The organism is Erwinia magellanica (assembly GCF_039023495.1).
In the GTDB taxonomy this organism is placed as follows: Bacteria; Pseudomonadota; Gammaproteobacteria; order Enterobacterales; family Enterobacteriaceae; genus Erwinia.
The window spans coordinates 1-23,339 of sequence record NZ_JBCHVC010000004.1 but is presented as its reverse complement, the minus strand read 5'-3'; the positions used below and the strand labels follow the sequence as shown (position 1 = coordinate 23,339).

The 23,339-nt window shown below is 50.5% G+C and carries 31 protein-coding genes; 21 read left to right on the top strand and 10 right to left on the bottom strand.

The annotated features are described in order from the left end of the window. Positions 1-5 precede the first annotated feature (5 nt). From rplF to AAH450_RS14480, 15 genes are all read left to right on the top strand, one after another. Positions 6-539 carry a 50S ribosomal protein L6 gene (rplF, locus tag AAH450_RS14550; protein WP_306210021.1) on the top strand — a complete coding sequence of 178 codons (534 nt, stop codon included), beginning with the start codon at positions 6-8 and terminating at the stop codon, positions 537-539. 9 nt (positions 540-548) lie between these two features. Continuing rightward, on the top strand, positions 549-902 hold the full coding sequence (gene rplR / locus AAH450_RS14545) for a 50S ribosomal protein L18 (protein ID WP_306210023.1): 354 nt from the start codon (positions 549-551) through the stop codon (positions 900-902). Between the two features lie 14 nt (positions 903-916). Next, positions 917-1,417, top strand: a complete 501-nt coding sequence (gene rpsE / locus AAH450_RS14540; RefSeq protein WP_004160571.1) for a 30S ribosomal protein S5 — start codon at positions 917-919, stop codon at positions 1,415-1,417. A gap of 5 nt (positions 1,418-1,422) precedes the next feature. Continuing rightward, a complete protein-coding gene (gene rpmD, locus AAH450_RS14535; protein ID WP_004160569.1) occupies positions 1,423-1,602 on the top strand; it encodes a 50S ribosomal protein L30 in 180 nt (59 codons plus the stop codon). A 3-nt stretch (positions 1,603-1,605) separates the two neighbouring features. Continuing rightward, the gene (rplO, locus tag AAH450_RS14530; protein ID WP_128178044.1) at positions 1,606-2,040 is read left to right on the top strand and encodes a 50S ribosomal protein L15; all 435 of its coding nucleotides are present in this window, start codon (positions 1,606-1,608) and stop codon (positions 2,038-2,040) included. A 7-nt stretch (positions 2,041-2,047) separates the two neighbouring features. Further along, positions 2,048-3,379 (top strand): preprotein translocase subunit SecY, encoded by a 1,332-nt coding sequence (secY, locus tag AAH450_RS14525; protein WP_318792277.1) that lies wholly within the window; start codon positions 2,048-2,050, stop codon positions 3,377-3,379. 31 nt (positions 3,380-3,410) lie between these two features. Continuing rightward, positions 3,411-3,527 (top strand): 50S ribosomal protein L36, encoded by a 117-nt coding sequence (gene rpmJ / locus AAH450_RS14520; RefSeq protein WP_020322760.1) that lies wholly within the window; start codon positions 3,411-3,413, stop codon positions 3,525-3,527. 136 nt (positions 3,528-3,663) lie between these two features. Further along, entirely contained in the window at positions 3,664-4,020 is a 357-nt protein-coding gene (gene rpsM / locus AAH450_RS14515; protein WP_306210031.1) for a 30S ribosomal protein S13, read from the top strand. A gap of 16 nt (positions 4,021-4,036) precedes the next feature. Further along, positions 4,037-4,426, top strand: a complete 390-nt coding sequence (gene rpsK, locus AAH450_RS14510) for a 30S ribosomal protein S11 (protein WP_034899652.1) — start codon at positions 4,037-4,039, stop codon at positions 4,424-4,426. 32 nt (positions 4,427-4,458) lie between these two features. Further along, on the top strand, positions 4,459-5,079 hold the full coding sequence (gene rpsD, locus AAH450_RS14505; protein WP_024966594.1) for a 30S ribosomal protein S4: 621 nt from the start codon (positions 4,459-4,461) through the stop codon (positions 5,077-5,079). 25 nt (positions 5,080-5,104) lie between these two features. Next, a complete protein-coding gene (locus AAH450_RS14500; RefSeq protein WP_342910856.1) occupies positions 5,105-6,094 on the top strand; it encodes a DNA-directed RNA polymerase subunit alpha in 990 nt (329 codons plus the stop codon). Between the two features lie 40 nt (positions 6,095-6,134). After that, positions 6,135-6,521: a 50S ribosomal protein L17 gene (gene rplQ / locus AAH450_RS14495; protein WP_004160560.1), complete on the top strand. Its 387-nt coding sequence runs from the start codon at positions 6,135-6,137 to the stop codon at positions 6,519-6,521. Positions 6,522-6,637: 116 nt separating this feature from the next. Beyond that, positions 6,638-7,009: a DnaJ family domain-containing protein gene (locus AAH450_RS14490; RefSeq protein ID WP_342910855.1), complete on the top strand. Its 372-nt coding sequence runs from the start codon at positions 6,638-6,640 to the stop codon at positions 7,007-7,009. Beyond that, positions 7,009-7,428, top strand: coding sequence for a Zn(2+)-responsive transcriptional regulator (zntR, locus tag AAH450_RS14485; protein WP_342910854.1), 420 nt, complete (start codon positions 7,009-7,011; stop codon positions 7,426-7,428). The genes AAH450_RS14490 and zntR overlap by 1 nt, the downstream gene beginning before the upstream one ends. Positions 7,429-7,481: 53 nt before the next feature. Further along, positions 7,482-7,715, top strand: coding sequence for an alternative ribosome-rescue factor A (locus tag AAH450_RS14480; RefSeq protein ID WP_342910853.1), 234 nt, complete (start codon positions 7,482-7,484; stop codon positions 7,713-7,715). On the opposite strand, the gene AAH450_RS14475 is transcribed toward AAH450_RS14480, so the two are convergent. From AAH450_RS14475 to dalD, 4 genes are read right to left on the bottom strand one after another with little or no spacing between them, the layout of a single operon-like run. Beyond that, positions 7,693-8,673 carry an ABC transporter permease gene (locus AAH450_RS14475; RefSeq protein WP_342911247.1) on the bottom strand — a complete coding sequence of 327 codons (981 nt, stop codon included), beginning with the start codon at positions 8,671-8,673 and terminating at the stop codon, positions 7,693-7,695. The genes AAH450_RS14480 and AAH450_RS14475 overlap by 23 nt on opposite strands. Before the next feature lie 14 nt (positions 8,674-8,687). Continuing rightward, positions 8,688-10,187, bottom strand: a complete 1,500-nt coding sequence (locus AAH450_RS14470) for a sugar ABC transporter ATP-binding protein (RefSeq protein ID WP_342910852.1) — start codon at positions 10,185-10,187, stop codon at positions 8,688-8,690. 46 nt (positions 10,188-10,233) lie between these two features. Next, positions 10,234-11,193 carry a substrate-binding domain-containing protein gene (locus AAH450_RS14465; RefSeq protein ID WP_342910851.1) on the bottom strand — a complete coding sequence of 320 codons (960 nt, stop codon included), beginning with the start codon at positions 11,191-11,193 and terminating at the stop codon, positions 10,234-10,236. Positions 11,194-11,238: 45 nt separating this feature from the next. Next, positions 11,239-12,636, bottom strand: a complete 1,398-nt coding sequence (dalD, locus tag AAH450_RS14460; RefSeq protein ID WP_342910850.1) for a D-arabinitol 4-dehydrogenase — start codon at positions 12,634-12,636, stop codon at positions 11,239-11,241. Positions 12,637-12,847: 211 nt separating this feature from the next. Between dalD and AAH450_RS14455 the strand changes: the two genes are divergently transcribed. Beyond that, on the top strand, positions 12,848-13,816 hold the full coding sequence (locus AAH450_RS14455; protein ID WP_342910849.1) for a sugar-binding transcriptional regulator: 969 nt from the start codon (positions 12,848-12,850) through the stop codon (positions 13,814-13,816). A 71-nt stretch (positions 13,817-13,887) separates the two neighbouring features. Here the strand turns inward: AAH450_RS14455 and mscL are convergent, their stop codons facing one another. The 5 genes from mscL to def form a co-directional block, all read right to left on the bottom strand. Further along, positions 13,888-14,298, bottom strand: coding sequence for a large-conductance mechanosensitive channel protein MscL (gene mscL / locus AAH450_RS14450; protein ID WP_342910848.1), 411 nt, complete (start codon positions 14,296-14,298; stop codon positions 13,888-13,890). Positions 14,299-14,418: 120 nt separating this feature from the next. Continuing rightward, positions 14,419-15,795 (bottom strand): Trk system potassium transporter TrkA, encoded by a 1,377-nt coding sequence (gene trkA / locus AAH450_RS14445; RefSeq protein WP_318792285.1) that lies wholly within the window; start codon positions 15,793-15,795, stop codon positions 14,419-14,421. A gap of 62 nt (positions 15,796-15,857) precedes the next feature. Continuing rightward, positions 15,858-17,147 (bottom strand): 16S rRNA (cytosine(967)-C(5))-methyltransferase RsmB, encoded by a 1,290-nt coding sequence (gene rsmB, locus AAH450_RS14440; RefSeq protein ID WP_342910847.1) that lies wholly within the window; start codon positions 17,145-17,147, stop codon positions 15,858-15,860. A 46-nt stretch (positions 17,148-17,193) separates the two neighbouring features. Beyond that, complete coding sequence (fmt, locus tag AAH450_RS14435; protein WP_342910846.1) at positions 17,194-18,138, bottom strand: methionyl-tRNA formyltransferase; 945 nt, start codon at positions 18,136-18,138, stop codon at positions 17,194-17,196. 24 nt (positions 18,139-18,162) lie between these two features. Further along, the gene (gene def, locus AAH450_RS14430) at positions 18,163-18,672 is read right to left on the bottom strand and encodes a peptide deformylase (RefSeq protein ID WP_342910845.1); all 510 of its coding nucleotides are present in this window, start codon (positions 18,670-18,672) and stop codon (positions 18,163-18,165) included. Between the two features lie 119 nt (positions 18,673-18,791). On the opposite strand from def, the gene dprA reads away from it, so the two are divergent. The 5 genes from dprA to aroE are packed head-to-tail and all read left to right on the top strand — an operon-like array spanning position 18,792 to position 22,335. Further along, positions 18,792-19,916 (top strand): DNA-protecting protein DprA, encoded by a 1,125-nt coding sequence (dprA, locus tag AAH450_RS14425; protein WP_342910844.1) that lies wholly within the window; start codon positions 18,792-18,794, stop codon positions 19,914-19,916. Beyond that, complete coding sequence (smg, locus tag AAH450_RS14420; protein ID WP_158782194.1) at positions 19,888-20,361, top strand: DUF494 family protein Smg; 474 nt, start codon at positions 19,888-19,890, stop codon at positions 20,359-20,361. Before dprA ends, smg begins: the two co-directional genes overlap by 29 nt. Positions 20,362-20,386: 25 nt before the next feature. Continuing rightward, complete coding sequence (locus AAH450_RS14415; protein WP_342910843.1) at positions 20,387-20,944, top strand: DNA topoisomerase family protein; 558 nt, start codon at positions 20,387-20,389, stop codon at positions 20,942-20,944. After that, positions 20,934-21,506: an L-threonylcarbamoyladenylate synthase type 1 TsaC gene (gene tsaC / locus AAH450_RS14410; RefSeq protein WP_342910842.1), complete on the top strand. Its 573-nt coding sequence runs from the start codon at positions 20,934-20,936 to the stop codon at positions 21,504-21,506. Before AAH450_RS14415 ends, tsaC begins: the two co-directional genes overlap by 11 nt. Before the next feature lie 10 nt (positions 21,507-21,516). Continuing rightward, positions 21,517-22,335, top strand: a complete 819-nt coding sequence (gene aroE / locus AAH450_RS14405; protein WP_342910841.1) for a shikimate dehydrogenase — start codon at positions 21,517-21,519, stop codon at positions 22,333-22,335. 41 nt (positions 22,336-22,376) lie between these two features. Here the strand turns inward: aroE and AAH450_RS14400 are convergent, their stop codons facing one another. Next, positions 22,377-22,931: a gamma carbonic anhydrase family protein gene (locus AAH450_RS14400; protein WP_342910840.1), complete on the bottom strand. Its 555-nt coding sequence runs from the start codon at positions 22,929-22,931 to the stop codon at positions 22,377-22,379. Positions 22,932-23,339 lie beyond the last annotated feature (408 nt).

Sequence of the window (23,339 nt, the reverse complement as noted above, 5' to 3'; positions counted from 1 at the left end):
AATTTATGTCTCGTGTTGCTAAAGCACCTGTCGTGATTCCTGCCGGCGTAGAGGTAAAACTCGACGGTCAGGTTATTTCGATTAAAGGTAAAAACGGCGAGCTGACTCGTACTCTTAACGCTGCTGTAGAAGTGAAGCATGCTGACAACACCCTGACTTTCGCCCCGCGCGAAGGCTTCACGGATGGTTGGGCGCAGGCTGGTACTTCTCGTGCATTGTTGAACAGTATGGTTATCGGTGTTACCGAAGGCTTCTCTAAGAAGTTGCAGCTGGTTGGTGTAGGTTATCGTGCAGCCATTAAAGGCAACGCTGTGAGTCTGGCCCTGGGCTTTTCTCACCCTGTTGAACATGCGCTGCCTGCCGGAATCACTGCTGAATGTCCAACTCAGACTGAAATCGTGCTGAAAGGCGCTGATAAACAGCTGATTGGTCAGGTAGCAGCAGATCTGCGCGCCTACCGTCGTCCTGAGCCTTATAAAGGCAAGGGTGTTCGTTACGCCGACGAAGTCGTGCGTACCAAAGAGGCTAAGAAGAAGTAAGGTAACACTATGGATAAGAAATCTGCTCGTATCCGTCGTGCGACCCGCGCACGCCGCAAGCTCAAAGAGCTGGGTGCAACTCGCCTGGTGGTACATCGTACCCCGCGTCATATTTACGCACAGGTAATTGCTCCAAACGGTTCTGAAATCCTGGTTGCTGCTTCTACAGTAGAAAAAGCAATCGGTGAGCAACTGAAGTACACAGGAAACAAAGACGCCGCCGCAGCTGTTGGTAAAGCAGTCGCTGAGCGCGCAATCGAAAAAGGCATTACAAATGTTTCTTTCGACCGCTCTGGTTTCCAATATCATGGTCGTGTCCAGGCACTGGCAGATGCTGCCCGTGAAGCTGGCCTACAGTTCTAAGGTAGAGGTGTAAGATGGCACACATCGAAAAACAAGCTGGCGAACTGCAGGAAAAGCTGATCGCGGTAAATCGCGTATCTAAAACCGTTAAAGGCGGTCGTATCTTCTCCTTCACTGCTTTGACAGTGGTTGGCGACGGTAACGGTCGTATCGGTTTTGGTTACGGAAAAGCGCGTGAAGTTCCAGCAGCGATCCAGAAAGCGATGGAAAAAGCTCGTCGCAATATGATTAACGTCGCGCTGAACAACGGCACCCTGCAGCACCCTGTTAAAGGCGTGCACACTGGGTCTCGCGTGTTCATGCAGCCGGCTTCTGAAGGTACCGGTATCATCGCCGGCGGTGCAATGCGCGCCGTACTGGAAGTCGCTGGGGTTCATAACGTTCTGGCTAAAGCCTACGGTTCCACTAACCCGATTAACGTGGTTCGTGCAACGCTGGATGGCCTGGCCAACATGAATTCCCCAGAAATGGTCGCTGCCAAGCGTGGCAAATCCGTTGAAGACATTCTGGGGTAATGACCATGGCGAAGACTATTAAGATTACTCAAACCCGCAGTTCGATCGGCCGTTTGCCAAAACACAAGGCAACGCTGCTTGGCCTGGGTCTGCGTCGTATTAACCACACCGTAGAGCGTGAAGACACGCCAGCTGTACGCGGTATGGTTAACGCGATTTCCTACATGGTTAAAGTGGAGGAGTAACAGATGCGTTTAAATACTCTGTCTCCGGCCGAAGGGTCTAAGCACGCTCCTAAACGTTTAGGTCGTGGTATTGGTTCTGGCCTCGGTAAGACCGGTGGTCGTGGTCACAAAGGTCAGAACTCTCGTTCTGGCGGTGGCGTACGTCGCGGGTTCGAAGGTGGTCAGATGCCTCTGTACCGTCGTCTGCCGAAATTCGGTTTCACCTCTCGCAAAGCAGCAGTAACCGCAGAAGTGCGTCTGTCTGACCTGGCGAAAGTTGAAGGCGGTATCGTCGACCTGAACACGCTGAAAGCAGCTAACATTATCGGTATTCAGATTGAATTCGCTAAAGTTATCCTGTCTGGCGAAGTCTCTGCACCGGTAACGGTTCGCGGTCTGCGTGTCACTAAAGGCGCTCGTGCTGCAATCGAAGCTGCTGGCGGTAAAATTGAGGAATAAGTAGCAGATGGCTAAGCAACCAGGATTAGATTTTCAAAGTGCCAAAGGCGGTTTTGGCGAACTAAAACGCAGACTTCTGTTTGTGATTGGTGCGCTAATTGTTTTCCGTATTGGTTCTTTTATTCCGATCCCTGGTATTGATGCCACTGTACTTGCCAAACTGCTTGAGCAACAGCGTGGCACCATCATTGAAATGTTTAACATGTTCTCTGGTGGTGCTCTCAGCCGTGCTTCTATTTTTGCTCTGGGTATTATGCCGTATATTTCGGCCTCTATTATTATCCAGCTGTTAACGGTGGTTCATCCGGCGTTGGCAGAGATCAAGAAAGAAGGGGAGGCTGGCCGTCGTAAGATTAGCCAGTACACCCGTTACGGTACGTTAGTATTGGGTATATTTCAGTCTATCGGTATTGCTACCGGTCTGCCGAATATGCCTGGAATGCAGGGCCTGGTGTTAAACCCAGGCTTTGCTTTCTACTTTACTGCTGTTGTCAGCCTGGTCACAGGAACAATGTTCCTGATGTGGCTGGGTGAACAGATTACTGAACGAGGTATCGGTAACGGCATCTCAATCATTATCTTCGCTGGTATTGTTGCGGGTTTGCCGCCGGCCGTTGGCCATACTATCGAGCAAGCAAGGCAAGGCGACCTGCACTTCCTCCTGTTGCTGTTGGTTGCAGTTCTCGTATTTGCAGTGACCTTCTTCGTTGTTTACGTTGAGCGTGGTCAACGCCGCATTGTGGTGAACTATGCGAAACGTCAGCAAGGCCGTCGTGTCTATGCTGCACAGAGCACACATTTACCGTTGAAAGTGAACATGGCTGGCGTTATACCAGCAATCTTTGCTTCCAGCATTATTCTGTTCCCGGCAACCATTGCTTCCTGGTTCGGGGGCGGTACCGGTTGGAACTGGCTGACGACTATTTCGATGTATTTGCAGCCCGGACAACCGCTTTATGTGTTACTCTATGCGACTGCAATCATCTTCTTCTGTTTCTTCTACACTGCGCTGGTATTTAACCCGCGTGAAACAGCAGATAACCTGAAGAAGTCCGGTGCATTTGTACCAGGAATTCGTCCGGGAGAACAGACGGCTAGATACATCGATAAAGTAATGACTCGCCTGACTCTGGTTGGTGCGCTCTACATTACTTTCATCTGCCTGATCCCGGAGTTCATGCGTGATGCGATGAAAGTCCCATTCTATTTCGGTGGTACATCACTGCTGATTGTGGTGGTTGTCATCATGGACTTTATGGCTCAAGTGCAAACTCTGATGATGTCCAGTCAGTACGAGTCTGCATTGAAGAAAGCAAACCTGAAAGGCTACGGCCGATAATCAGGCGCTTAAGAAGTTACGGAGAGTAAAAATGAAAGTTCGTGCTTCCGTCAAGAAATTATGTCGTAACTGCAAAATCGTCCGTCGTGATGGTGTCGTACGTGTGATTTGCAGCGCCGAGCCTAAGCATAAACAGCGTCAGGGCTAATATTTTTCTTGCAAAGTCGGGTTGAGCTGGCTAGATTAGCCAGCCAATCTTTTGTATGTCTGTGCGTTTCCATTTGAGTATCCTGAAAACGGGCTTTTCGGCATGGGACGCATAAGTAATTTAATAGGAGTGCATAGTGGCCCGTATAGCAGGCATTAACATTCCTGATCATAAACATACTGTCATTGCATTAACTGCAATCTTCGGTATCGGCAAAACCCGTTCACAGGCTATCTGTGCAAATACGGGAATCGCTGAAAATGTTAAGATCAGTGAGCTGTCTGAAGAACAAATCGACATTCTGCGTGATGCAGTTGCAAAATTTGTTGTTGAAGGCGATCTGCGTCGTGAAGTCACCCTGAGCATCAAGCGTCTTATGGACCTTGGCTGCTATCGTGGTTTACGTCATCGTCGTGGTCTTCCAGTGCGCGGTCAGCGTACCAAGACCAACGCACGTACCCGCAAGGGTCCGCGTAAACCGATCAAGAAATAATCGGGGTGATTGAATAATGGCAAAGGCACCAGTTCGTGCACGTAAGCGTGTAAGAAAGCAAGTCTCTGATGGCGTGGCTCATGTCCATGCGTCTTTTAACAACACCATCGTGACTATTACCGATCGTCAGGGTAATGCGTTGGGTTGGGCAACAGCCGGTGGTTCCGGTTTCCGTGGTTCTCGTAAGTCCACTCCGTTTGCAGCTCAGGTTGCTGCCGAGCGCTGTGCCGACGCCGTGAAAGAGTACGGTATTAAGAACCTGGAAGTTATGGTTAAGGGTCCTGGTCCAGGCCGCGAATCAACGATTCGTGCTCTGAACGCTGCTGGTTTCCGCATCACGAATATTACTGATGTGACTCCGATCCCTCACAACGGTTGTCGTCCGCCGAAAAAACGTCGCGTATAACGCCCGTTTTTTAGGAATGTTGGAGAAAGAAAATGGCAAGATATTTGGGTCCTAAGCTCAAGCTGAGCCGTCGCGAAGGTACCGACCTCTTTTTGAAGTCAGGCGTTCGCGCGATTGATACCAAGTGTAAGATTGAACAAGCTCCTGGTCAGCACGGTGCGCGTAAACCGCGTCTGTCTGATTATGGCGTACAGTTACGTGAAAAGCAGAAAGTTCGTCGTATGTACGGCGTGCTGGAGCGTCAGTTCCGTAACTATTATAAAGAAGCAGCACGTCTGAAAGGCAACACGGGTGAAAACCTGTTAGCTCTGCTGGAAGGTCGTCTGGATAACGTTGTTTACCGTATGGGCTTTGGCGCCACTCGTGCAGAAGCACGTCAGCTGGTTAGCCACAAATCTATCATGGTAAATGGTCGCGTTGTCAGCATCGCTTCTTATCAGGTAACTCCGAATGACGTTGTTAGCATCCGTGAGAAAGCCAAAAAGCAGTCTCGCGTGAAAGCCGCTCTGGAGCTGGCTGAACAGCGTGAAAAGCCAACCTGGCTGGAAGTTGATGCGACTAAGATGGAAGGTGTGTTCAAACGTATTCCTGAACGTACCGATCTGTCTGCGGACATTAACGAACACCTGATCGTCGAGCTTTACTCCAAGTAAAGCTTAGTACCAAAGAGAGGACACAATGCAGGGTTCTGTGACAGAGTTTCTAAAACCGCGCCTGGTAGATATCGAGCAAGTGAGTTCGACGCACGCCAAGGTGACCCTTGAGCCTTTAGAGCGTGGCTTTGGCCATACTCTTGGTAACGCACTGCGCCGTATTCTGCTTTCATCAATGCCGGGTTGCGCGGTGACCGAGGTTGAAATTGATGGTGTACTACATGAGTACAGCACCAAAGAGGGCGTACAGGAAGATATCCTGGAAATCCTGCTCAACCTGAAAGGGCTGGCGGTAAGAGTTCAGGGGAAAGATGAAGTTATCCTTACCTTGAGTAAATCTGGCATTGGCCCTGTGACTGCAGCCGATATCACCCATGATGGTGATGTCGAAATCGTCAAGCCGCAGCACGTGATCTGCCACCTGACTGATGAGAACGCCGCTATCAGCATGCGTATCAAAATTCAGCGTGGTCGTGGTTATGTGCCGGCTTCTGCCCGAATTCATTCGGAAGAAGATGAGCGCCCGATCGGTCGTCTGTTGGTCGACGCCTGCTATAGCCCTGTAGAGCGTATTGCCTACAATGTTGAAGCAGCGCGTGTAGAACAGCGTACCGACCTGGACAAGCTGGTCATCGAAATGGAAACCAACGGCACTATAGATCCTGAAGAAGCGATCCGCCGTGCGGCTACCATCCTGGCAGAACAACTTGAAGCTTTCGTTGACTTACGTGATGTACGTCAGCCGGAAGTGAAAGAAGAGAAACCAGAATTCGATCCGATCTTGCTGCGCCCTGTTGACGATCTGGAATTGACTGTCCGCTCTGCTAACTGCCTTAAGGCAGAAGCTATCCACTACATCGGTGATCTGGTACAGCGTACCGAGGTTGAGCTGCTTAAAACGCCTAACCTCGGCAAAAAATCTCTTACCGAGATTAAAGATGTGCTGGCTTCTCGTGGTCTGTCACTGGGCATGCGCCTGGAAAACTGGCCACCCGCTAGCATCGCTGATGAATAAACCGATCACAGGTTAAGGTTTCACTGAGAAGGATAAGGTCATGCGCCATCGTAAGAGTGGTCGTCAACTGAACCGCAACAGCAGCCATCGCCAGGCTATGTTCCGCAACATGGCTGGCTCTTTGGTTCGTCACGAGATTATCAAGACGACCCTGCCAAAAGCGAAAGAGCTGCGTCGTGTAGTTGAGCCGCTGATTACTCTTGCCAAGACCGACAGCGTAGCTAATCGTCGTCTGGCATTCGCCCGCACTCGTGATAACGAGATCGTGGCAAAACTGTTTAACGAGCTGGGCCCGCGTTTCGCGAGCCGTGCAGGTGGTTACACTCGCATTTTGAAGTGTGGCTTCCGCGCTGGTGACAACGCTCCGATGGCTTACATCGAGCTGGTTGATCGTCCAGAAGCTCAAGCAGAAGCTGTAGCAGAGTAAGTAATCTGTTGCACTAAGGAAAAAACCGGGCTTGCCCGGTTTTTTTATGTCTGAAATTCCTCTCTCCTTTTTCCCGCGCTATTCTGTTTACTCTCAGTCATGGCAGTGAGGTCATTATGTGGCTAATCGATCGCTTAGTAGAGCAACACATTGCTGAAGCACAAAAAAACGGCGACCTGGATAATCTCTCCGGTAGCGGTAAAAAATTGCAGCTTGACGATGACAGCCATGTGCCGCAGGTGCTTCGCGCAGCGTACCGTTTGATGAAAAACTCAGGCTACCTTCCTCCGGAACTTGAAATGCGTCGGGAGGCTGTTGAACTCGATCAACTCCTGGCGGGCATCGATCCGCAGGATCATCGTTACGAGCAGCACGTTAAGCGTCTTTTACTGCTTGAAGTTAAGCTTCAGCAGGCTGGTATGAGTACTACATTCTTGCGTGGTGACTACGCAAACCAGGTTAATCACCGCTTCAGTGGAGATGAATAATGTTCAAAATCGGACAGCTGGCTAAGCTGGCAGAGGTTACCCCTGACACCATTCGTTATTACGAAAAGCAGCAAATGATGGATCATGAAATTCGTACGGAAGGTGGCTTTCGGCTTTACAGCGATAACGATCTTCAGCGGCTGAAATTTATTCGCTATGGCAGACAGCTTGGTTTTAGTCTGGAAGCCATCAGAGAACTCCTTTCCATCCGTGTAGATCCTGAACATCACACTTGCCAGCAGTCTAAAACGATTGTTCAGTCCCGACTGAGTGAAGTGGAGGGAAGGATCGCAGAATTGCAGAATATGCAGCGGTCGCTGAAAAGATTGAACGATGCCTGTTGCGGAACCGCACACAGCAGCGTCTGCTGCTCTATTCTCGAAGCTCTGGAGAAGGGGGAAGTGGCTTCAGCCGGTTGATTTTTGCAGCAACGGGATCTCTATTTTGCCAACATTCACTAAAGGAAAAAATCATGGCTGGTTATCAACATAAAAAGGGCGTTATCCGTGATAACGCGATTGAAGCATTACTGCACGATCCGCTCTTTAAAGTGCGTATAGAAACAAATCATAAGGGTAAAGGCAGCTTCCGGCGTAAAGCGAAACATGCTAAGAAGGGTAACTGGGAGGCCAGTGGTAAAGAGAGCTTTACCACTGGCCTTCTGTCATTTCACAGGGCGCGGGTCAGGCACGAGCGCGCGATTTAATGCTTTCAACCATCACGGCAATAATAATAATTACCCCCTTCACCACCTGTTGGTTATAACCGGAAATATTCATCAGGTTCATCAGGTTAGAGATCATACTCAGGATAAACACCCCGATAAGCGTATTGACCACATTACCGCGTCCGCCGGCAAGACTTGCTCCTCCTACCACCACCGCAGCGATAACATCCAGCTCAAAACCTATGGAGAGAACCGGTGAGCCAACGCCGGTGCGCGTGGCCGAAATAATGCCTGCAATCCCGCAGCCAAACGCGCTGATAGCATAAACGGCTAGTTTATAAATATTGACGCGTATACCGGCAAAGCGTGTCGCCATCTCATTTGAACCGATGGAAATAACCAGACGGCCAAAAACTGAGTTTTTATAGACTAACTGACAAAGAATTGCGAAGCCCAGCAGTATATATACCGGAAGAGGTATACCGAACAGGTATCCGGTGCCGAAATTAACAAAAGCATCATTATCGATAAAGACCGGCTGACCATTAGAAATTATCAGGGCCAGACCACGGGCGATCGTCATCATCGCCAATGTGGCAATAAAAGGGGCGATATTAAACCAGGTCACCAGCATTCCTGAGAAGGTGCCCATTAAGGTTACCATTCCTACGCCTGCTACTATTGCTGGCCACAAACCTATGTCGGGTATCATCAGGCCAACCACCACGGAGACAAACGCCATGATTGAGCCGATAGACAGGTCAATGCCACCCGTCAGAATGACAAACAGTAAACCCAGTGCAGCCAGCCCCAGAGGAACACTCTGGCGCAAAACGTTGGTAATATTATCTGCGCTGTAAAAACGGTCGGAGAGAAAAGCAGCCACAATAAGCATACAGATAAAGACCAGCACAGTAGAGTTATCTAATAAAAAACGACCAAGGCGTTTTTTAGCGTCGAACCCGACATTCTCTTTTTCTTTGGTGATTGATTGCATCATCTGATAATTCCTCAGGCTACGCTGCTTTTAGGGATCGCATAGCGCATAATATTTTGTTCTGATATCTCATCGCCCGTCAGTTCTTTAGTCACCTGGCCCTCACTCATTACATAGACGCGATGACTCAAATTAATAACCTCGACCAGTTCCGATGAGATAACAAGGATGGAATAACCACGTTCTGCCAGTTGATGAATAATGTTATAAATTTCAACTTTTGCACCCACATCTACACCACGAGTAGGTTCATCAAGAATAAGAATATTGCAGTCAGTGTTTAACCATTTAGCAATGACCACCTTTTGTTGATTGCCACCGCTAAGACTGGCGATAGTGTCGTCCACCGATCCTAATTTGATATTGAGTTTTTTACGCAGGGACTGACTGACCTCCTGTTCCCGCACACGATGAATAAATCCCCACATCCGGCTGATCATACTGAGGTTGGTCAGCGTCATGTTTTCCCGAATTGGACGAACCAGAATGGCGCCCTGTTCTTTACGGCTTTCTGGAACCAGCCCAATCCCATGGCTCATAGCCTGCGCGGGCGATCCTGTCTCGATTACTTTGCCTTCTTTTAATATCGTACCTGTGGACATCTTATCGATGCCAAACAGACAGCGTGCAATCTCTGTTCGTCCTGAACCAATCAGGCCAGCCAGGCCCACTACCTCACCTTTACGTAGGGTCAGATTGACGTTTTTTAACAACGATCGTGTGGAAAGATCTTTCACCTCTAATATTACTTTCTCTCCGGGCCATCCTTTTTCCGGATAAAGGCTTTCCAGCTTTCTTCCCACCATATTGGTGATAATATCTTCTTCGCTACAGGTAGCAGGATCTAACGTCACTACGGTTTCACCATCTTTAATCACCGTAATTTCATCTGCGATAGCCATTAACTCTTCCAGACGATGAGAGATATAGATAATGGTCACACCGCGTGATTTAAGCTTACGTAGCTGCTCAAAAAGGATCGCCACCTCTTTGCCTGAAAGCACCGCTGAAGGCTCATCAAGGATTAAAATATTCACATCTTTCGCCAATGACTTCGCAATCTCTACCATTTGTTGATAAGCAACGCTTAAATCACCGGTTCGCCTGCGTGGATCGATAGCAAAGCCCAACTCACTAAGAATGTGCGCAGCGCGCTGATTGAGTTTTTTCCAGCGAACAATCCCTTTCCCACCGCCCAGATCGTCCAGAAAGATATTTTCTGCAACCGACAAATCGGGTGAGAGCGCCAGCTCCTGATAAATAATCCCAATCCGGCTCTCTTTACTGTGTGCGGGTGTTGTGAAGTTTTTCTCTTCACCATGAATAAATATTTTCCCGCTGTCCTTGATATAAATGCCGGACAATATTTTCATCAGGGTTGATTTACCTGCGCCATTTTCTCCGATGATGGCGTGTATAGTGCCGGTACGCACCTGCAAATTAATGGCTTTAAGAGCATGGACTCCGCCAAAGCTCTTTTTTACCTGTTGAACATCAATTGCATACTGGTTCACGTTTTGCCCTCATACCTGTCCCCCTCAGAAGAGGGGGAACAGGACGTCAGAAAATCGCATCGGCTTTGTAATACTTAGCCACGTTATCTTTGGTAATGACAATCGTCGGGATATAGCTATAAGGAGGAAACTCTTTTTTGCCGCCCTGATATTGCTCAATGATATTTAACGTATCGCGGGTAAGCAGATCCGGATTGTTCGATGCGGTAGCCTGTAATTCGCCTTTCTCTACGGCTTCCAGCCCTTTTTTATACCCATCGTGAGCATAGACTTTCACCTGATCCAGTTTATTGGCCGCTTTCAATGCGCGGATGGCACCCAGAGCCATATCATCCATCTCGCTGTAGACGCAGTTAATTTTATTGCCCTGGGCAACGATGATATCTTCCATGGCTTTCAGCCCCCCTTGCTGGTCCCAGTTACCCCAACCCTGGCTCAGAACGGTTAGCTGCTTATGGCCATATTTTTTCTCCTGCGCTTCCGTCACGCCTTTCAGGAAGTTATCGCTACGGGCCTGACCCACCAGGTTACCGGCATTCCCACTGATCAGGACGCAGTTCATCGGCTTATCACCAAACTGGCTCACTGCAAAGGCCCCTAACTGCCTGTTGTTTTCGGCATTATTAGCCTGTACGCGGGTAATGACTTTGGCATTTAAAGAAATATCACTGTCAATGATCACCACCGGTACTTTGGCCCTTTCTGCCATTTTCACAATGCGCTGACCCGCTTCGGGATCTTGTGGATTAAGCACCAGATAGTTAATCCCCTGAGAAAGCATATCCTCAACATCTGCTATCTGTTTATTCAGGTCACCACGCGCATCAGTAGTCACCAGATCGTAACCTTTCTCTTTCGCATGGATTTTCATGTATTCAGTTAATCCATTGAAGAAGGCGCCGTTAAGGGTGCGGTTGGCAAAACCGATTTTAAGTTGCTCGGCCGCGCTTGCGGATAATGAGGTGGCCGCGCCAGCCAACAGCATGCACACTAAAAGCTTTTTCATTTTTAATCCTCTTGGGTTGTCGGGTCAGGGCAGAATGTCATCTTCTTATTGATGCTTTGGAGCCAGCACTTCTTTTTCAACGTTTTCAATAGCTTCACGCATCAGCTCAATGAAATCCGCTTTCCCGGCAAGGGTGGAGAAAAGTGCCCGATCGCTGGCAAAAGTTTTGACGGGATCTTCACTCTGATACCAACCGTTAATGCGATCGGCGTCGAGAATGCCATCCTCATAGCGGTAGGGGAGCGAACCCTGGTGCCAGCGGCGCATAAACAGGAAAAAGAGCGCAGGGAGTTTTGCGCACGCGCGGGGTACAGCACCCTGTTCATAGCGGGTGATTAACGTGGGAGTAATAAAACCAGGGATTTTGGAAAGGCCATCAGCGGCGACACGCTGGTTAGTGTCTTTAATATAGGGATTACTGAACCGCTCCAGAACCACATCCCGGTAGCTTTCCAGCTCAAGCGGGGAAGGGATCAGACAGGGAATAACATCTTCAGTGACATAATCCCAGGCCAGTTGATATAGCGTTTCTACGTTGGTGCTTTCATCAATAAAAGTCAGCCCCTGCAAGGTTCCTGCCCAGGCAATGGCGCTGTGGCTGGCATTAAGAATGCGCGTTTTAGCTTCTTCATAGTCATCTACGTTGCTTACCAACGCGACGTCTACTTTTTCCAGGGCAGGGCGATCGGTCGCGAATTTATCTTCTATCACCCACTGGATAAAAGACTCTGCCATAACAGGCGCTGCATCATTAATGCCCAGCGCTGATTTTACCCTGGCGGCAATTTCCGGCGACGGGCGTGGAGTAATACGGTCGACCATGGTATTGGGGGTTGTCACCGCTTCTGCCAGCCATTTCAGTAAAACATCTTGCTGACGCAGGGTGAGAAACTGCACCAGGCCATCATGAAAATGCTGGCCGTTATGCCGCACGTTGTCACAGCACAGCAGGGTAACCGGGCCAGCTTGCTGCTCCATTCTGCTATGCAGGATATGCGCTATAGCACCGTAGATGGTACGAGCTTCCCCATTGAGATCCTGCTGAATATCGTCGTTACTTTTATCCAGCACTCTGTGCGAATCAAGATAGTAACCCCCCTCGGTTACGGTAAAGGAGATGACTTTGGTTTCGGGCGCAGCACCTTCAGCCACCAGGGCTGTCAGTTTGTTGTCCCAGGGAACAATTTTTTTGATAACGGTTATTTTTTCATACTCCCGTTCTCCTGCGGGGGAAACGGTTTCGAGTACATACTCCCCTTTTTGCCGGGCCAGGGTAGCCAGCAGCGTTTCCGCATCATCCCTGATGTTGCCCAGGGCAATATTCCACTCAACCTCACTGCCGCTCTGCTGCTGTTGCAGACGATGCAGGTAGCAAGCCTGATGAGCACGATGAAAGGAACCGGCCCCGATATGTAGCCATTGAAAAGTCTGAGGCACCGCCATAACTCTCTCCCTAAATGGTCTTTTGCCCATCAAAAGGGCTTTTGCAAGTCCATGCAGCCTAAATGAATAATTGCCCCTTAAAAGAGCATTAGCTCACAAATGTGATTAATTTGTGTGTTAAACGTTAAAAAAGTTTCTTGATTTGCGGTAGCGTGAGGTGATTCGCCCCTGAACCGGTGAATAAACCGATGAGGGCAGGCTGGAGCAGAAGATGAAGAACAGGGATAAAACCCATTATGCGGCCCGGGCTGCGTGGATGTATTACATCACTGGCAACACGCAGCATCAGATAGCGGATGCTCTTGGCATCTCACGACAGGTTGTACAGCGTCTGATTGCCGCTGCTCTGGCAGAGAATCTGATCTCTTTCGATATTGTGCACCAGGTGTCAGAATGCCAGAGATTAGCCTCTGCGCTGGCTTTGAAGCACCATTTATACTTTTGTCAGGTGGTGCCTTCGAAAGGGCTGGCATCTGCATCGTGCCAGAGGATGATTACCTCTGCTGCGGCAATCGTTATGGCCAGGCTGCTTTCTGCCAGGCAGGGAATGACGGTTGCGCTGGGTTCAGGCCGGACGCTGCGCATGGCGATTGAAAAAATGCCTGAGCTTGCCGGTTCACAGCACCATTGTGTTTCCCTGCTTGGGGTGATGACGGCAGAGGGAACAACTACAAGATATGATGTGCCGCTGTGTATGGCGGAAAAAACAGCCGGGAAATATTTTATTGTGCCAGCCCCAATGTATGCTGATGACGCACACGATCGTGCGCTGTGGTGCCATAACAGGATTTATAAACTGGTCTCTGAAAAAGCCCGCATGGCGGATGTGACCTTTCTGGGGATTGGCGATATTGCAGCAAACTGCCCACTCCTGCATCAGGGGTTTATTCTGCCGCAAGAGCTGGAGAGGTTGCTGAAAAAAGGCGCGGTGGCAGAGGTAGTAGGCCATATCATTGATGCAGAGGGTGTGCAGATAGAAAGTGAGTTACAGCAGCGTTTAACCAGTATCGCCCTGCCATCAGGGCCGACCAGGCCAACGCTGGCCTTTGCGGGAGGGCCTGCTAAACATCAGGCGATTGAAGCCGTACTAAAGGGAAGATGGATAAATGGATTAATTACTGATGAAGAGACGGCACGCTATTTACTGAGAGAGGAGCGGTTAACAAAGACAACGTTGTAGCATAAAAAAAACCTCCCGCCCGAGGGCAGAAGGTCTGTAAACCTCTACTGATTTCAGCTCTCTCCGGGCAATTAATTCCCGGTTTTTTGCTCTTTCAACAAGTCGCGGATTTCCGTAAGCAGAGTCTCTTCTACACTTGGCTTCGGCGCTGGTTTTTCCACTTCTTTCTTTTTGTGCAGTTTGTTCATCAGCTTCACCGCCATAAAGATGGCGAACGCTACGATGATGAAATCAAAAACCGTCTGGATAAAAATACCATACTGCATGACAACGGCCGGGGTATCGCCAACGGCTGGCTTTAATACCCAGGCGAATGACTTGAAATCAACCCCACCAATCAGTAACCCCAGCGGTGGCATAATAATATTCGCCACCAGAGCAGAAACGATTTTACCGAATGCAGCACCAATAATGACACCGACCGCCAGGTCGACAACGTTGCCGCGCATCGCAAAATCGCGAAACTCTTTGAATAAACTCATTGTTATCTCCTTTCCTGTGCCAATCCTTAAGTCTAACAAACGCTCGGGCTTTTTCCATTATCATCACTGTAATAATGAATAATCAGTAAAAGCAGCCAGCTCTCCTGCTGGCATACTGGATCAGAGGAAGAAGGGGCTTGGCTGGAAAAGGCGCTCAACGTCCGGAACAAATTTTTTATCGGTCAGGAACATCACCACATGATCGCCTTGCTCAATGCGCAGATTGTCATTGGCTATCATCACGTCATCACCGCGCACAACGGCACCAATAAGCGTTCCGGGCGGCAGCTTGATGTCATCGATTAACCGGCCCACCACGCGTGAGGTAGTCTCATCACCGTGCGCAATGGCCTCAATAGCTTCAGCCACGCCGCGGCGAAGCGAAGAAACGCTCACGATATCCGCTTTACGAACATGTCCCAGCAGAGCAGAAATTGTCGCCTGTTGTGGCGAGATGGCAATATCAATAACGCTACCCTGAACGAGATCGACATAAGCCTTGCGCTGAATAAGCACCATGACTTTTTTAGCCCCCATGCGTTTGGCCAGCATGGCCGACATGATATTGGCCTCATCATCATTGGTGATGGCGATAAACAGATCGATTTGATCGATATGCTCTTCTTCCAGTAATTCCTGATCCGAAGCGTCACCATAAAACACGATGGTATTTTGCAGTAATTCTGCCAGTTCGGCGGCACGTTGCTGATCGCGCTCAATCAACTTAACGCTGTAGTGTTTTTCCAGCCGCTGCGCAAGGCCAGACCCGATGTTGCCACCGCCGACAATCATAATGCGTTTATAGGGCCTTTCGAGACGTTGATATTCGCTCATTACCGCGCGGATATGCTGGCTGGCCGCAATAAAGAAGACCTCATCCCCCGCCTCCACGATGGTGGAACCCTGAGGCCGGATAGGGCGATCCTGACGGAAAATGGCGGCCACGCGGGTATCAATATGCGGCATGTGTTCCCGCATTACGGCGAGAGCATTACCCACTAACGGGCCGCCATAATAGGCTTTAACTACCGCCAGACTGACTTTTCCTTCAGCAAAGGGCACCACTTGCAGCGCGCCCGGATACTCAATCAGACGGTAAATATTATCAATAACCAGCTGTTCCGGAGAGATCAGGTGATCGATGGGGATCGCTTCAGGAACAAACAGTTTCTCTGCGTCGCGGATGTAGTCTGGCGCACGAATACGGGCTATACGGTTAGGTGTATTAAAAAGGGAATAGGCAACCTGACAGGCCACCATATTGGTTTCGTCCGAATTGGTCACCGCAACCAGCATATCAGCATCTTCGGCACCCGCTTCCCGCAGTACCCTGGGGTGCGAACCGTGCCCCTGGACTACACGAAGGTCGAATTTATCCTGAAGCTGACGCAATCGGATCGAATCAGTATCTACCACGGTGATATCGTTGTTTTCACCAACCAGGTTTTCGGCAAGCGTGCCACCGACCTGACCGGCGCCAAGAATGATTATTTTCATTGTGCTTCAGTCTGCTTCATGGGAAGTCAGGGTGGCCGGAAAGTTTCTTCCGGCCGCGGCAATTATCGCTTTAAAATTTTAGCGTAGAAGAAACCGTCACCGCCTTCGATAGCCGGGAACACCTGTAGCCCTGGCTGCTCAGGCTCACCTGTTTCAGCCAGAATGGCATCTTCATGACGCTGAAGAAAGCCCGCAACCTGCAAATGGTTTTCTTCTGGCAAAATGGAGCACGTTGCATAAAGCAGCGTACCGCCTGATTTCAAATGAGGCCAGATCGCTTCCAGGATTTTTTGCTGGAGGGCGGCCAGCTCGGCTATGTCACGATCGCGCCGCAACCATTTGATATCCGGATGACGGCGAATGACGCCAGTGGCTGAACAGGGCGCATCCAGCAGAATACGGTCAAACTGACGGTCGCCACACCAGCTCTCCGGGAAGCAGCCATCTCCCACTTTCACTTCAGCGGTCATATTCAGTCGCTGGAGATTCTCAACGATCCGTGTCAGGCGCTGCGCATCAATATCCACCGCCAGCACTTTTGCCTGGGGAGCAGCTTCCAGGATATGCGTGGTTTTCCCGCCGGGGGCAGCGCAGAGATCGAGTATCTCTTCTCCGTTCTGAGGATCTAATAAAGCGACGCACCCCTGAGCTGAAGCATCCTGCACAGTAACCCAGCCCTGATCAAAACCGGGAAGTTGTGACACCGGGCAGGGGACTTCAAGCCTTAAGGCATCAGCATGAACCGGGTCGGGTTCTGCCATTTTTCCGGAATCCTGCAACAGGCTAAGCCATGCATCACGCGTGTGATGCTGACGGTTAACACGAAGCCACATTGGAGGTCTTTGATTATTCGCGGCAACAATGGCTTCCCACTGTTCCGGCCAGGCACGCCTGATCCTTTCCAGCAGCCATTTAGGATGCAGGTACTGTTGATCGCCCATATTCATCTGCTGCGTTAACTCTTCCTGCTTACGCTGGAACTGGCGCAGCACGCCGTTTATCAGCCCTTTAAATTGCTGCCGCTTCAGGGAAATTGCCCCTTCCACCGTTTCGGCCAGAGCCGCATGTGCGGGAATACGGGTATAAATCAGCTGATAAAGTCCCACCATAACTAAAAAGTGAATGGTGCGCTGCTTGCCGGTCATCGGGCGTTCCATCAGTTGACCGATGATCCACTCCAGTTGCGGAAGGGTACGTAATACCCCATAGCAAAGCTCCTGCAACAGCGCTGCATCTTTATCTGCAAGGGTTTTTTGCGCAATGGGCAGCACAGTACTCAGGGAATGACCCTGCTCGACCACTTTCTCAATAGTCTGGGCAGCAACGCTGCGCAAGTTGGTATTTTTTTTCATAGGGATCGCAAATCAAAATCTGCCCGGCAGCGTGCCGGGCGAAGCATCAGGCAAGGATATTGCCTGGCGTGAACCATTCCCGACGGGAATTCAGCAGGTCCTGAGCTTTCATCGGTTTTTTACCGGCAGGCTGCAACTCTTCCATATTCAAAACGCCATCACCGGTCGCAATCTGAATACCCTTTTTATCAGCCTGAACGATTTCGCCCGGCTGTTTATTAACATGGGGGAGAACAGTAGCTTTCCAGACTTTTACAGAGTTATCGTCAACGGTGAAATAGCTCACGGGCCACGGATTAAATGCCCGGATGCATCGCTCTAACTGCGCAGCGGAAAGCTGCCAGTCAAGGCGGGCTTCTTCTTTGCTCAACTTCTCTGCATAGCTGACCTGGGTTTCATCCTGAACCTCTGGCTGAGCGCGGCCTTCAGCCAGCGCAGACAGGGTGGCAAGCATCCCCTGTGGCCCCAGCACAGCCAGCTTGTTATAAAGCGTTGCGCTGGTATCGTCTGGCTCGATAGCGCAGGCGAGCTTATAAAGCATATCACCGGTATCAAGCCCGACATCCATTTGCATAATGGTCACGCCGGTTTCGTCATCACCAGCCCATAATGCACGCTGAATGGGGGCGGCCCCGCGCCACCTGGGCAGCAGAGAACCGTGCACGTTAATACATCCCAGCCGGGGCATCGCTAACACAGGGGCTGGAAGGATAAGGCCGTAAGCGACCACCACCATCACATCGGCGTTCAGGGCGGCAACCAGCTGCTGGTTTTCTTCAGGGCGCAAAGATTTGGGCTGAAATACCGGCAGGTTGTGCTGTTCGGCCAGCACTTTTACCGGGCTGGCCGTAACTTTATTCCCGCGGCCCGCAGGACGGTCCGGCTGAGTAAAGACGCCAACCACGTTATGGCCAGAAGACAAAAGCGCGTCAAGATGACGCGCTGCAAAGTCTGGAGTACCGGCAAAGATTATATTCAAGGCTTCGGACACGCTCTTCCCTTATTCAGGCTCGTGTTAATCACGGGCGTTCTGACGATAAAGCTTTTCCAGTTTCTGGCGAATACGCTGACGCTTCATTGGCGACAGGTAATCAATAAACAGTTTACCGACCAGATGATCCATTTCATGTTGAATACAGATAGCGAGCAGACCATCGGCCTCCAGCTCGAAACTGTTACCGTCCCGATCGAGGGCGCGAATTTTCACTTTTTCGGCACGGGGAACCAGGGCGCGCTGTTCAGGGATAGAAAGGCAGCCTTCTTCAATGCCCGCCTCACCACTTTTTTCCAGCATTTCCGGATTAATCAACACCAGGCGCTCTTCGCGATTTTCAGATACATCAATCACGATAATGCGCTGGTGAATATCCACCTGCGTGGCCGCCAGTCCGATGCCTTCTTCGGCATACATCGTTTCGAACATATCATCAACGATGCGCTGAATGGTTGCATCTACTTCTTTAACGGGTTTCGCAACGATGCGCAGGCGCTCGTCAGGAAAATGTAATACCTGCAAAACTGACATAACTTTCCAGATCTGTGTTCAAGGGATTAGATATTTATCCCTCTTATTGTAGACATTTCGGGCGATGATTGACAGCATTCCCGCTATGTTAGCCGGGCAGATTCAGCAGGGACGGTGAAATGGGGCCAACGGAGATTTGGTTACGCCTTTCTGGCGTTTCGGGAATAAGTTTGACGCAGCGTATCCAAGTGGCAGCCTCGCTAATTCGCCTGGGTATGGCAGGTAAGCATGAGCTGGCTGAGGCAGGATTCAGTGAGGAACAAAGCGCGGCGTTTCTTAACTACAATCCCGTTACGCTTGAGAAAACGCTGCGATGGCTGGATCACCCCGACCATCATCTTCTGACCTGCGACAGCGCGGACTATCCGAAACGACTGCGGGAGATCTCTTCCTTTCCCCCCATGCTGTTTATTGCCGGCAACCCTGAAATTTTAAAAACGCCGCAAATTGCCGTTGTAGGCAGCCGTAAATGCTCCGTTTATGGCAGAAACTGGGGAACCTACTTTTCACAGGTTTTAGCCCTGAGCGGCCTTACCATCTCCAGTGGCCTGGCACTAGGCATTGATGGCATTGCCCATCGTGCGGCACTGGAAGCTGGTGGAAAAACGTTGGCAGTATTAGGCAGCGGCTTATGTCACCTTTATCCGCACCAGCATAAAGGGCTGGCGAAAGAGATTGTCGAGGCGGGGGGAGCGCTCATTTCTGAATATCCTCTTTCCATGACGCCGCAGCCGCAAAATTTCCCGCGCCGCAACAGAATTATTAGCGGCCTGAGCCTGGGCGTATTGGTGATAGAAGCGGCAATGAACAGCGGTTCTCTGGTGACAGCAAAGCTGGCTCTGGAGCAAAACCGCGATGTTTATGCCCTGCCTGGTGCCTTAGGGAATCCGGGGAGTGCAGGGCCACACTGGCTTATTCAGCAGGGGGCGTTATTGACCGAGCATCCTGATTCTATCCTTGAGCAATTGAGAAGCGACCTCAAATGGTTACCTGTAGCTCAAAATTCAATAATATATTCACCTGAGGAGGGCAATACGCCATTGCCATTTGCTGAGGTGTTGGCTAACGTAGGAGATGAGGTTACACCTGTTGACGTCGTCGCTGAACGTGCCGGCCAACCTGTGCCAGCCATCGTAGCTAAGCTGCTTGAGTTGGAGTTAGCAGGGTGGATCGCAGCTGTACCCGGCGGCTATGTCCGATTGAGGAGGGCAAGCCATGTTCGACGTACTAATGTACTTATTTGAAACGTATATCCACAACGAAGCTGAAATGCGCGTTGACCAGGATAAATTGACTGATGATCTAACCGATGCCGGTTTTCATCGTGAAGATATTTATAATGCGTTGAACTGGTTGGAAAAGCTTGCAGATTATCAGGACGGGCTTGTTGCACCGATTCTGCTTGCTACCGATCCGCTGTCTATGCGTATCTACACCGAGGAAGAGAGCCAGCGTTTAGATGCCAACTGTCGGGGCTTTATTCTGTTCCTGGAGCAAATTCAGGTGCTGAATCTGGAAACCCGCGAAATGGTTATCGAACGTATTATGGCCCTGGATACTCTCGAGTTTGATCTGGAAGATCTCAAATGGGTGGTGCTGATGGTGCTGTTTAATATCCCCGGATGTGAAAACGCCTATCAACAGATGGAAGAACTTCTTTTCGACGTCAATGAAGGAATTGTGCACTGAAGATCCTCTTCGTGTAAGAAATGTTATGAATAAAACAGCGCTTTTCGCTGTGCGAAAAAATGAACCTTGCCCCCAGTGTGGGGCAGAATTGGTTATTCGCTCCGGCAAACACGGCGCTTTTCTCGGTTGTTCGCACTACCCCGAGTGTGATTACATTCGCCCATTGAAAAATCAGGCTGATGGACACATTGTCAAAGTTCTTGAGGGGCAGTTATGCCCGGAATGTCAGTCAGAACTGGTTTTACGCCAGGGGCGTTTTGGCATGTTTATCGGCTGTAGCCGTTATCCGGAGTGTGAACACACAGAGGTAATTGATAAGCCCGATCTGACGACGCTCTCCTGCCCTCAGTGTCAACAGGGGAAACTGGTACAGCGTCGCTCACGCTATGGCAAAACCTTCCACGCTTGCGATCGTTATCCGGACTGTCAGTTTGCGGTGAACTTTACCCCTGTGGAGGGTGAATGCGAGTTTTGTCATTTCCCTCTTTTAATAGAGAAAAAAACGGCACGCGGGTTAAGGCGTTATTGCGCCAGTAAAGCCTGTGGAAAGCCAGCGACATCAGGAATCAGAAGTGAAGAATGAGTTTTTCTCCGGCACACTGGACGCCTGTTTGGTACAGCTCCAGCAGGGAGCCGTTATTGCCTATCCTACCGAAGCGGTTTTTGGCCTGGGCTGCGATCCTGATAGCGAGTCTGCCGTGACGACGCTGCTGGCATTAAAGAAGCGACCCGTTGCAAAAGGGCTGATTTTGATCGCTGCTGATTATGCGCAACTGCTTCCCTATATAGATGATGACGCGCTTTCTGATGAGCAGAGAAAAAGAATGCTGGCGGTCTGGCCTGGACCGGTGACCTGGGTGGTACCTGCGAGGGAAAATACGCCTCGCTGGCTGACCGGCCGCTTTGATTCACTTGCTGTGCGTGTGAGCAATCATTCTGACGTGCAAAGTCTGTGCAGGGAGTTTGGAAAACCGCTGGTTTCAACCAGTGCTAACCTCACGGGACTGGAGCCTTGCCGTACGGCTGAGGAAGTTCATCAACAGTTTGGCCCACAGTTTCCTGTTCTCACGGGAATGACCGGTGGACGCCAGAACCCGTCAGAAATTCGCGATGTTGTCACCGGCGAACTGATTCGTCAGGGATAAAGGAAAAAAGATGCACACTTTCGCCGTGTTTGGTAATCCGATAGCCCACAGCAAATCTCCCAGAATTCATCAACTTTTTGCGGAGCAGACGGGGATCCCTCATCCCTATGGACGCATCTGTGCGCCAACAGAAGGATTTGCCGCTTCTTTAACTGAGTTCCTTGCTCAGCAGGGAAAGGGTGCGAACGTGACTTTACCTTTTAAAGAAGAAGCTTACGCACTGGCTGATGAACTCACTGAAAGAGCCTCCATGGCCGGCGCGGTGAATACGGTTAAGAAACTTGAGGACGGGCGGCTGCTGGGCGACAACACCGACGGCATCGGGCTGCTGACAGATTTAGAACGCCTGGATCTTATTAAACCGGGCGACAGAATTTTGTTGATAGGGGCTGGCGGGGCAGCCCGGGGGGTCATCCTGCCTTTACTCTCCTTCGGCTGCTCCCTGACCCTCACCAACCGCACGCTTGGCAAAGCTGAGCTGCTGGCCGATGTTTTTCAGCATGCGGGTGGCGTTAAAGCTAAGGCAATGGATCGGCTTGCCGGTGAACAGTTCGATCTGATCGTTAATGCGACTTCCAGCGGGATAGGTGGAGAGGTTCCGGCGATCCCCGCTTCATTGATCTCACCTTCTGTCCGCTGCTACGACATGTTTTACCAGGCAACAGCCACGCCTTTCCTGAGCTGGTGTGAGCAGCATGGCGCGCAGAAAATGGCTGATGGATTGGGAATGCTGGTGGGGCAGGCCGCGCACTCATTCTTTCTCTGGCACGGTAAGCTGCCCGACATCACCCCCGTTATTGCCGTCATGAAGGCGGAACTTCAGGGGTAATCAGACGTTCAATTCCCTCCAACAGAGGGAGTTGAAAACGCTCAGGGCTGGATCTGACTCTCCTGCGCCAGATAGTCATCTTTCCAGCGAACATAGTTGGCAGAAGAATAAAGAAGCCCCGCAATCTCATCCTCACTCAGCGGACGCGCCTGCCTGACAGGGCTACCAAGATAGAGATAGCCGCTAACCAGGCGTTTTCCCGGCGGCACTAAGCTGCCAGCGCCTATCATCACATCATCTTCCACCACCACGCCATCAAGCAAAATTGATCCCATTCCCACTAAAACACGATGGCCGATCGTGCAACCATGCAGCATAGCTTTATGGCCCACGGTGACATCTTCCCCAATGATTAGCGGATAGCCTTCAGGGTTATAAGCAGACTTATGGGTAACATGCAGCACGCTTCCATCCTGAATATTGCTGCGTTTGCCAATCACTACTCTGTTTACATCACCCCGGATAGCGACCAGCGGCCAGATACTGACGTCATCCTGCAATTCAACTTCGCCCACCACTACGCTTGAAGGATCCACCATAACGCGCAGACCAGTCTGTGGACTGTACTCTTTATAAGGCCGTAGTTTCCCTGACATAGCTACCTCTCGTCTGAACAGGATCCCTGAAGGGTAGTGCGACGAGGCTTCCGGGATCAATAATTCTTCCCGACTATGCAGCATTTTTGTGCGGATCGTCTGAGATCTCAGCGGAAAGAGTGAAAATCCAGCAACCAAACGGAAAGATCGAAAAAACCCTTGTGCTCTGAAACGGGATCCCTATAATGCGCCTCCATCGACACGGAACAACGGCTTACCGGCCGCCGGGTTGAGAGGTTCAGCACGCTGAACCGCCGGAGAAAAACTTCTGAAAAGTGGTTGACTCTGAAAAGGGAAAGCGTATTATACGCCACCTCGCAGTAACGCCTCCGGGTGCTTACCGCAACGCTCTTTAACAATTTATCAGACAATCTGTGTGGGCACTCGCAGGATTGATATCAGCGCCGT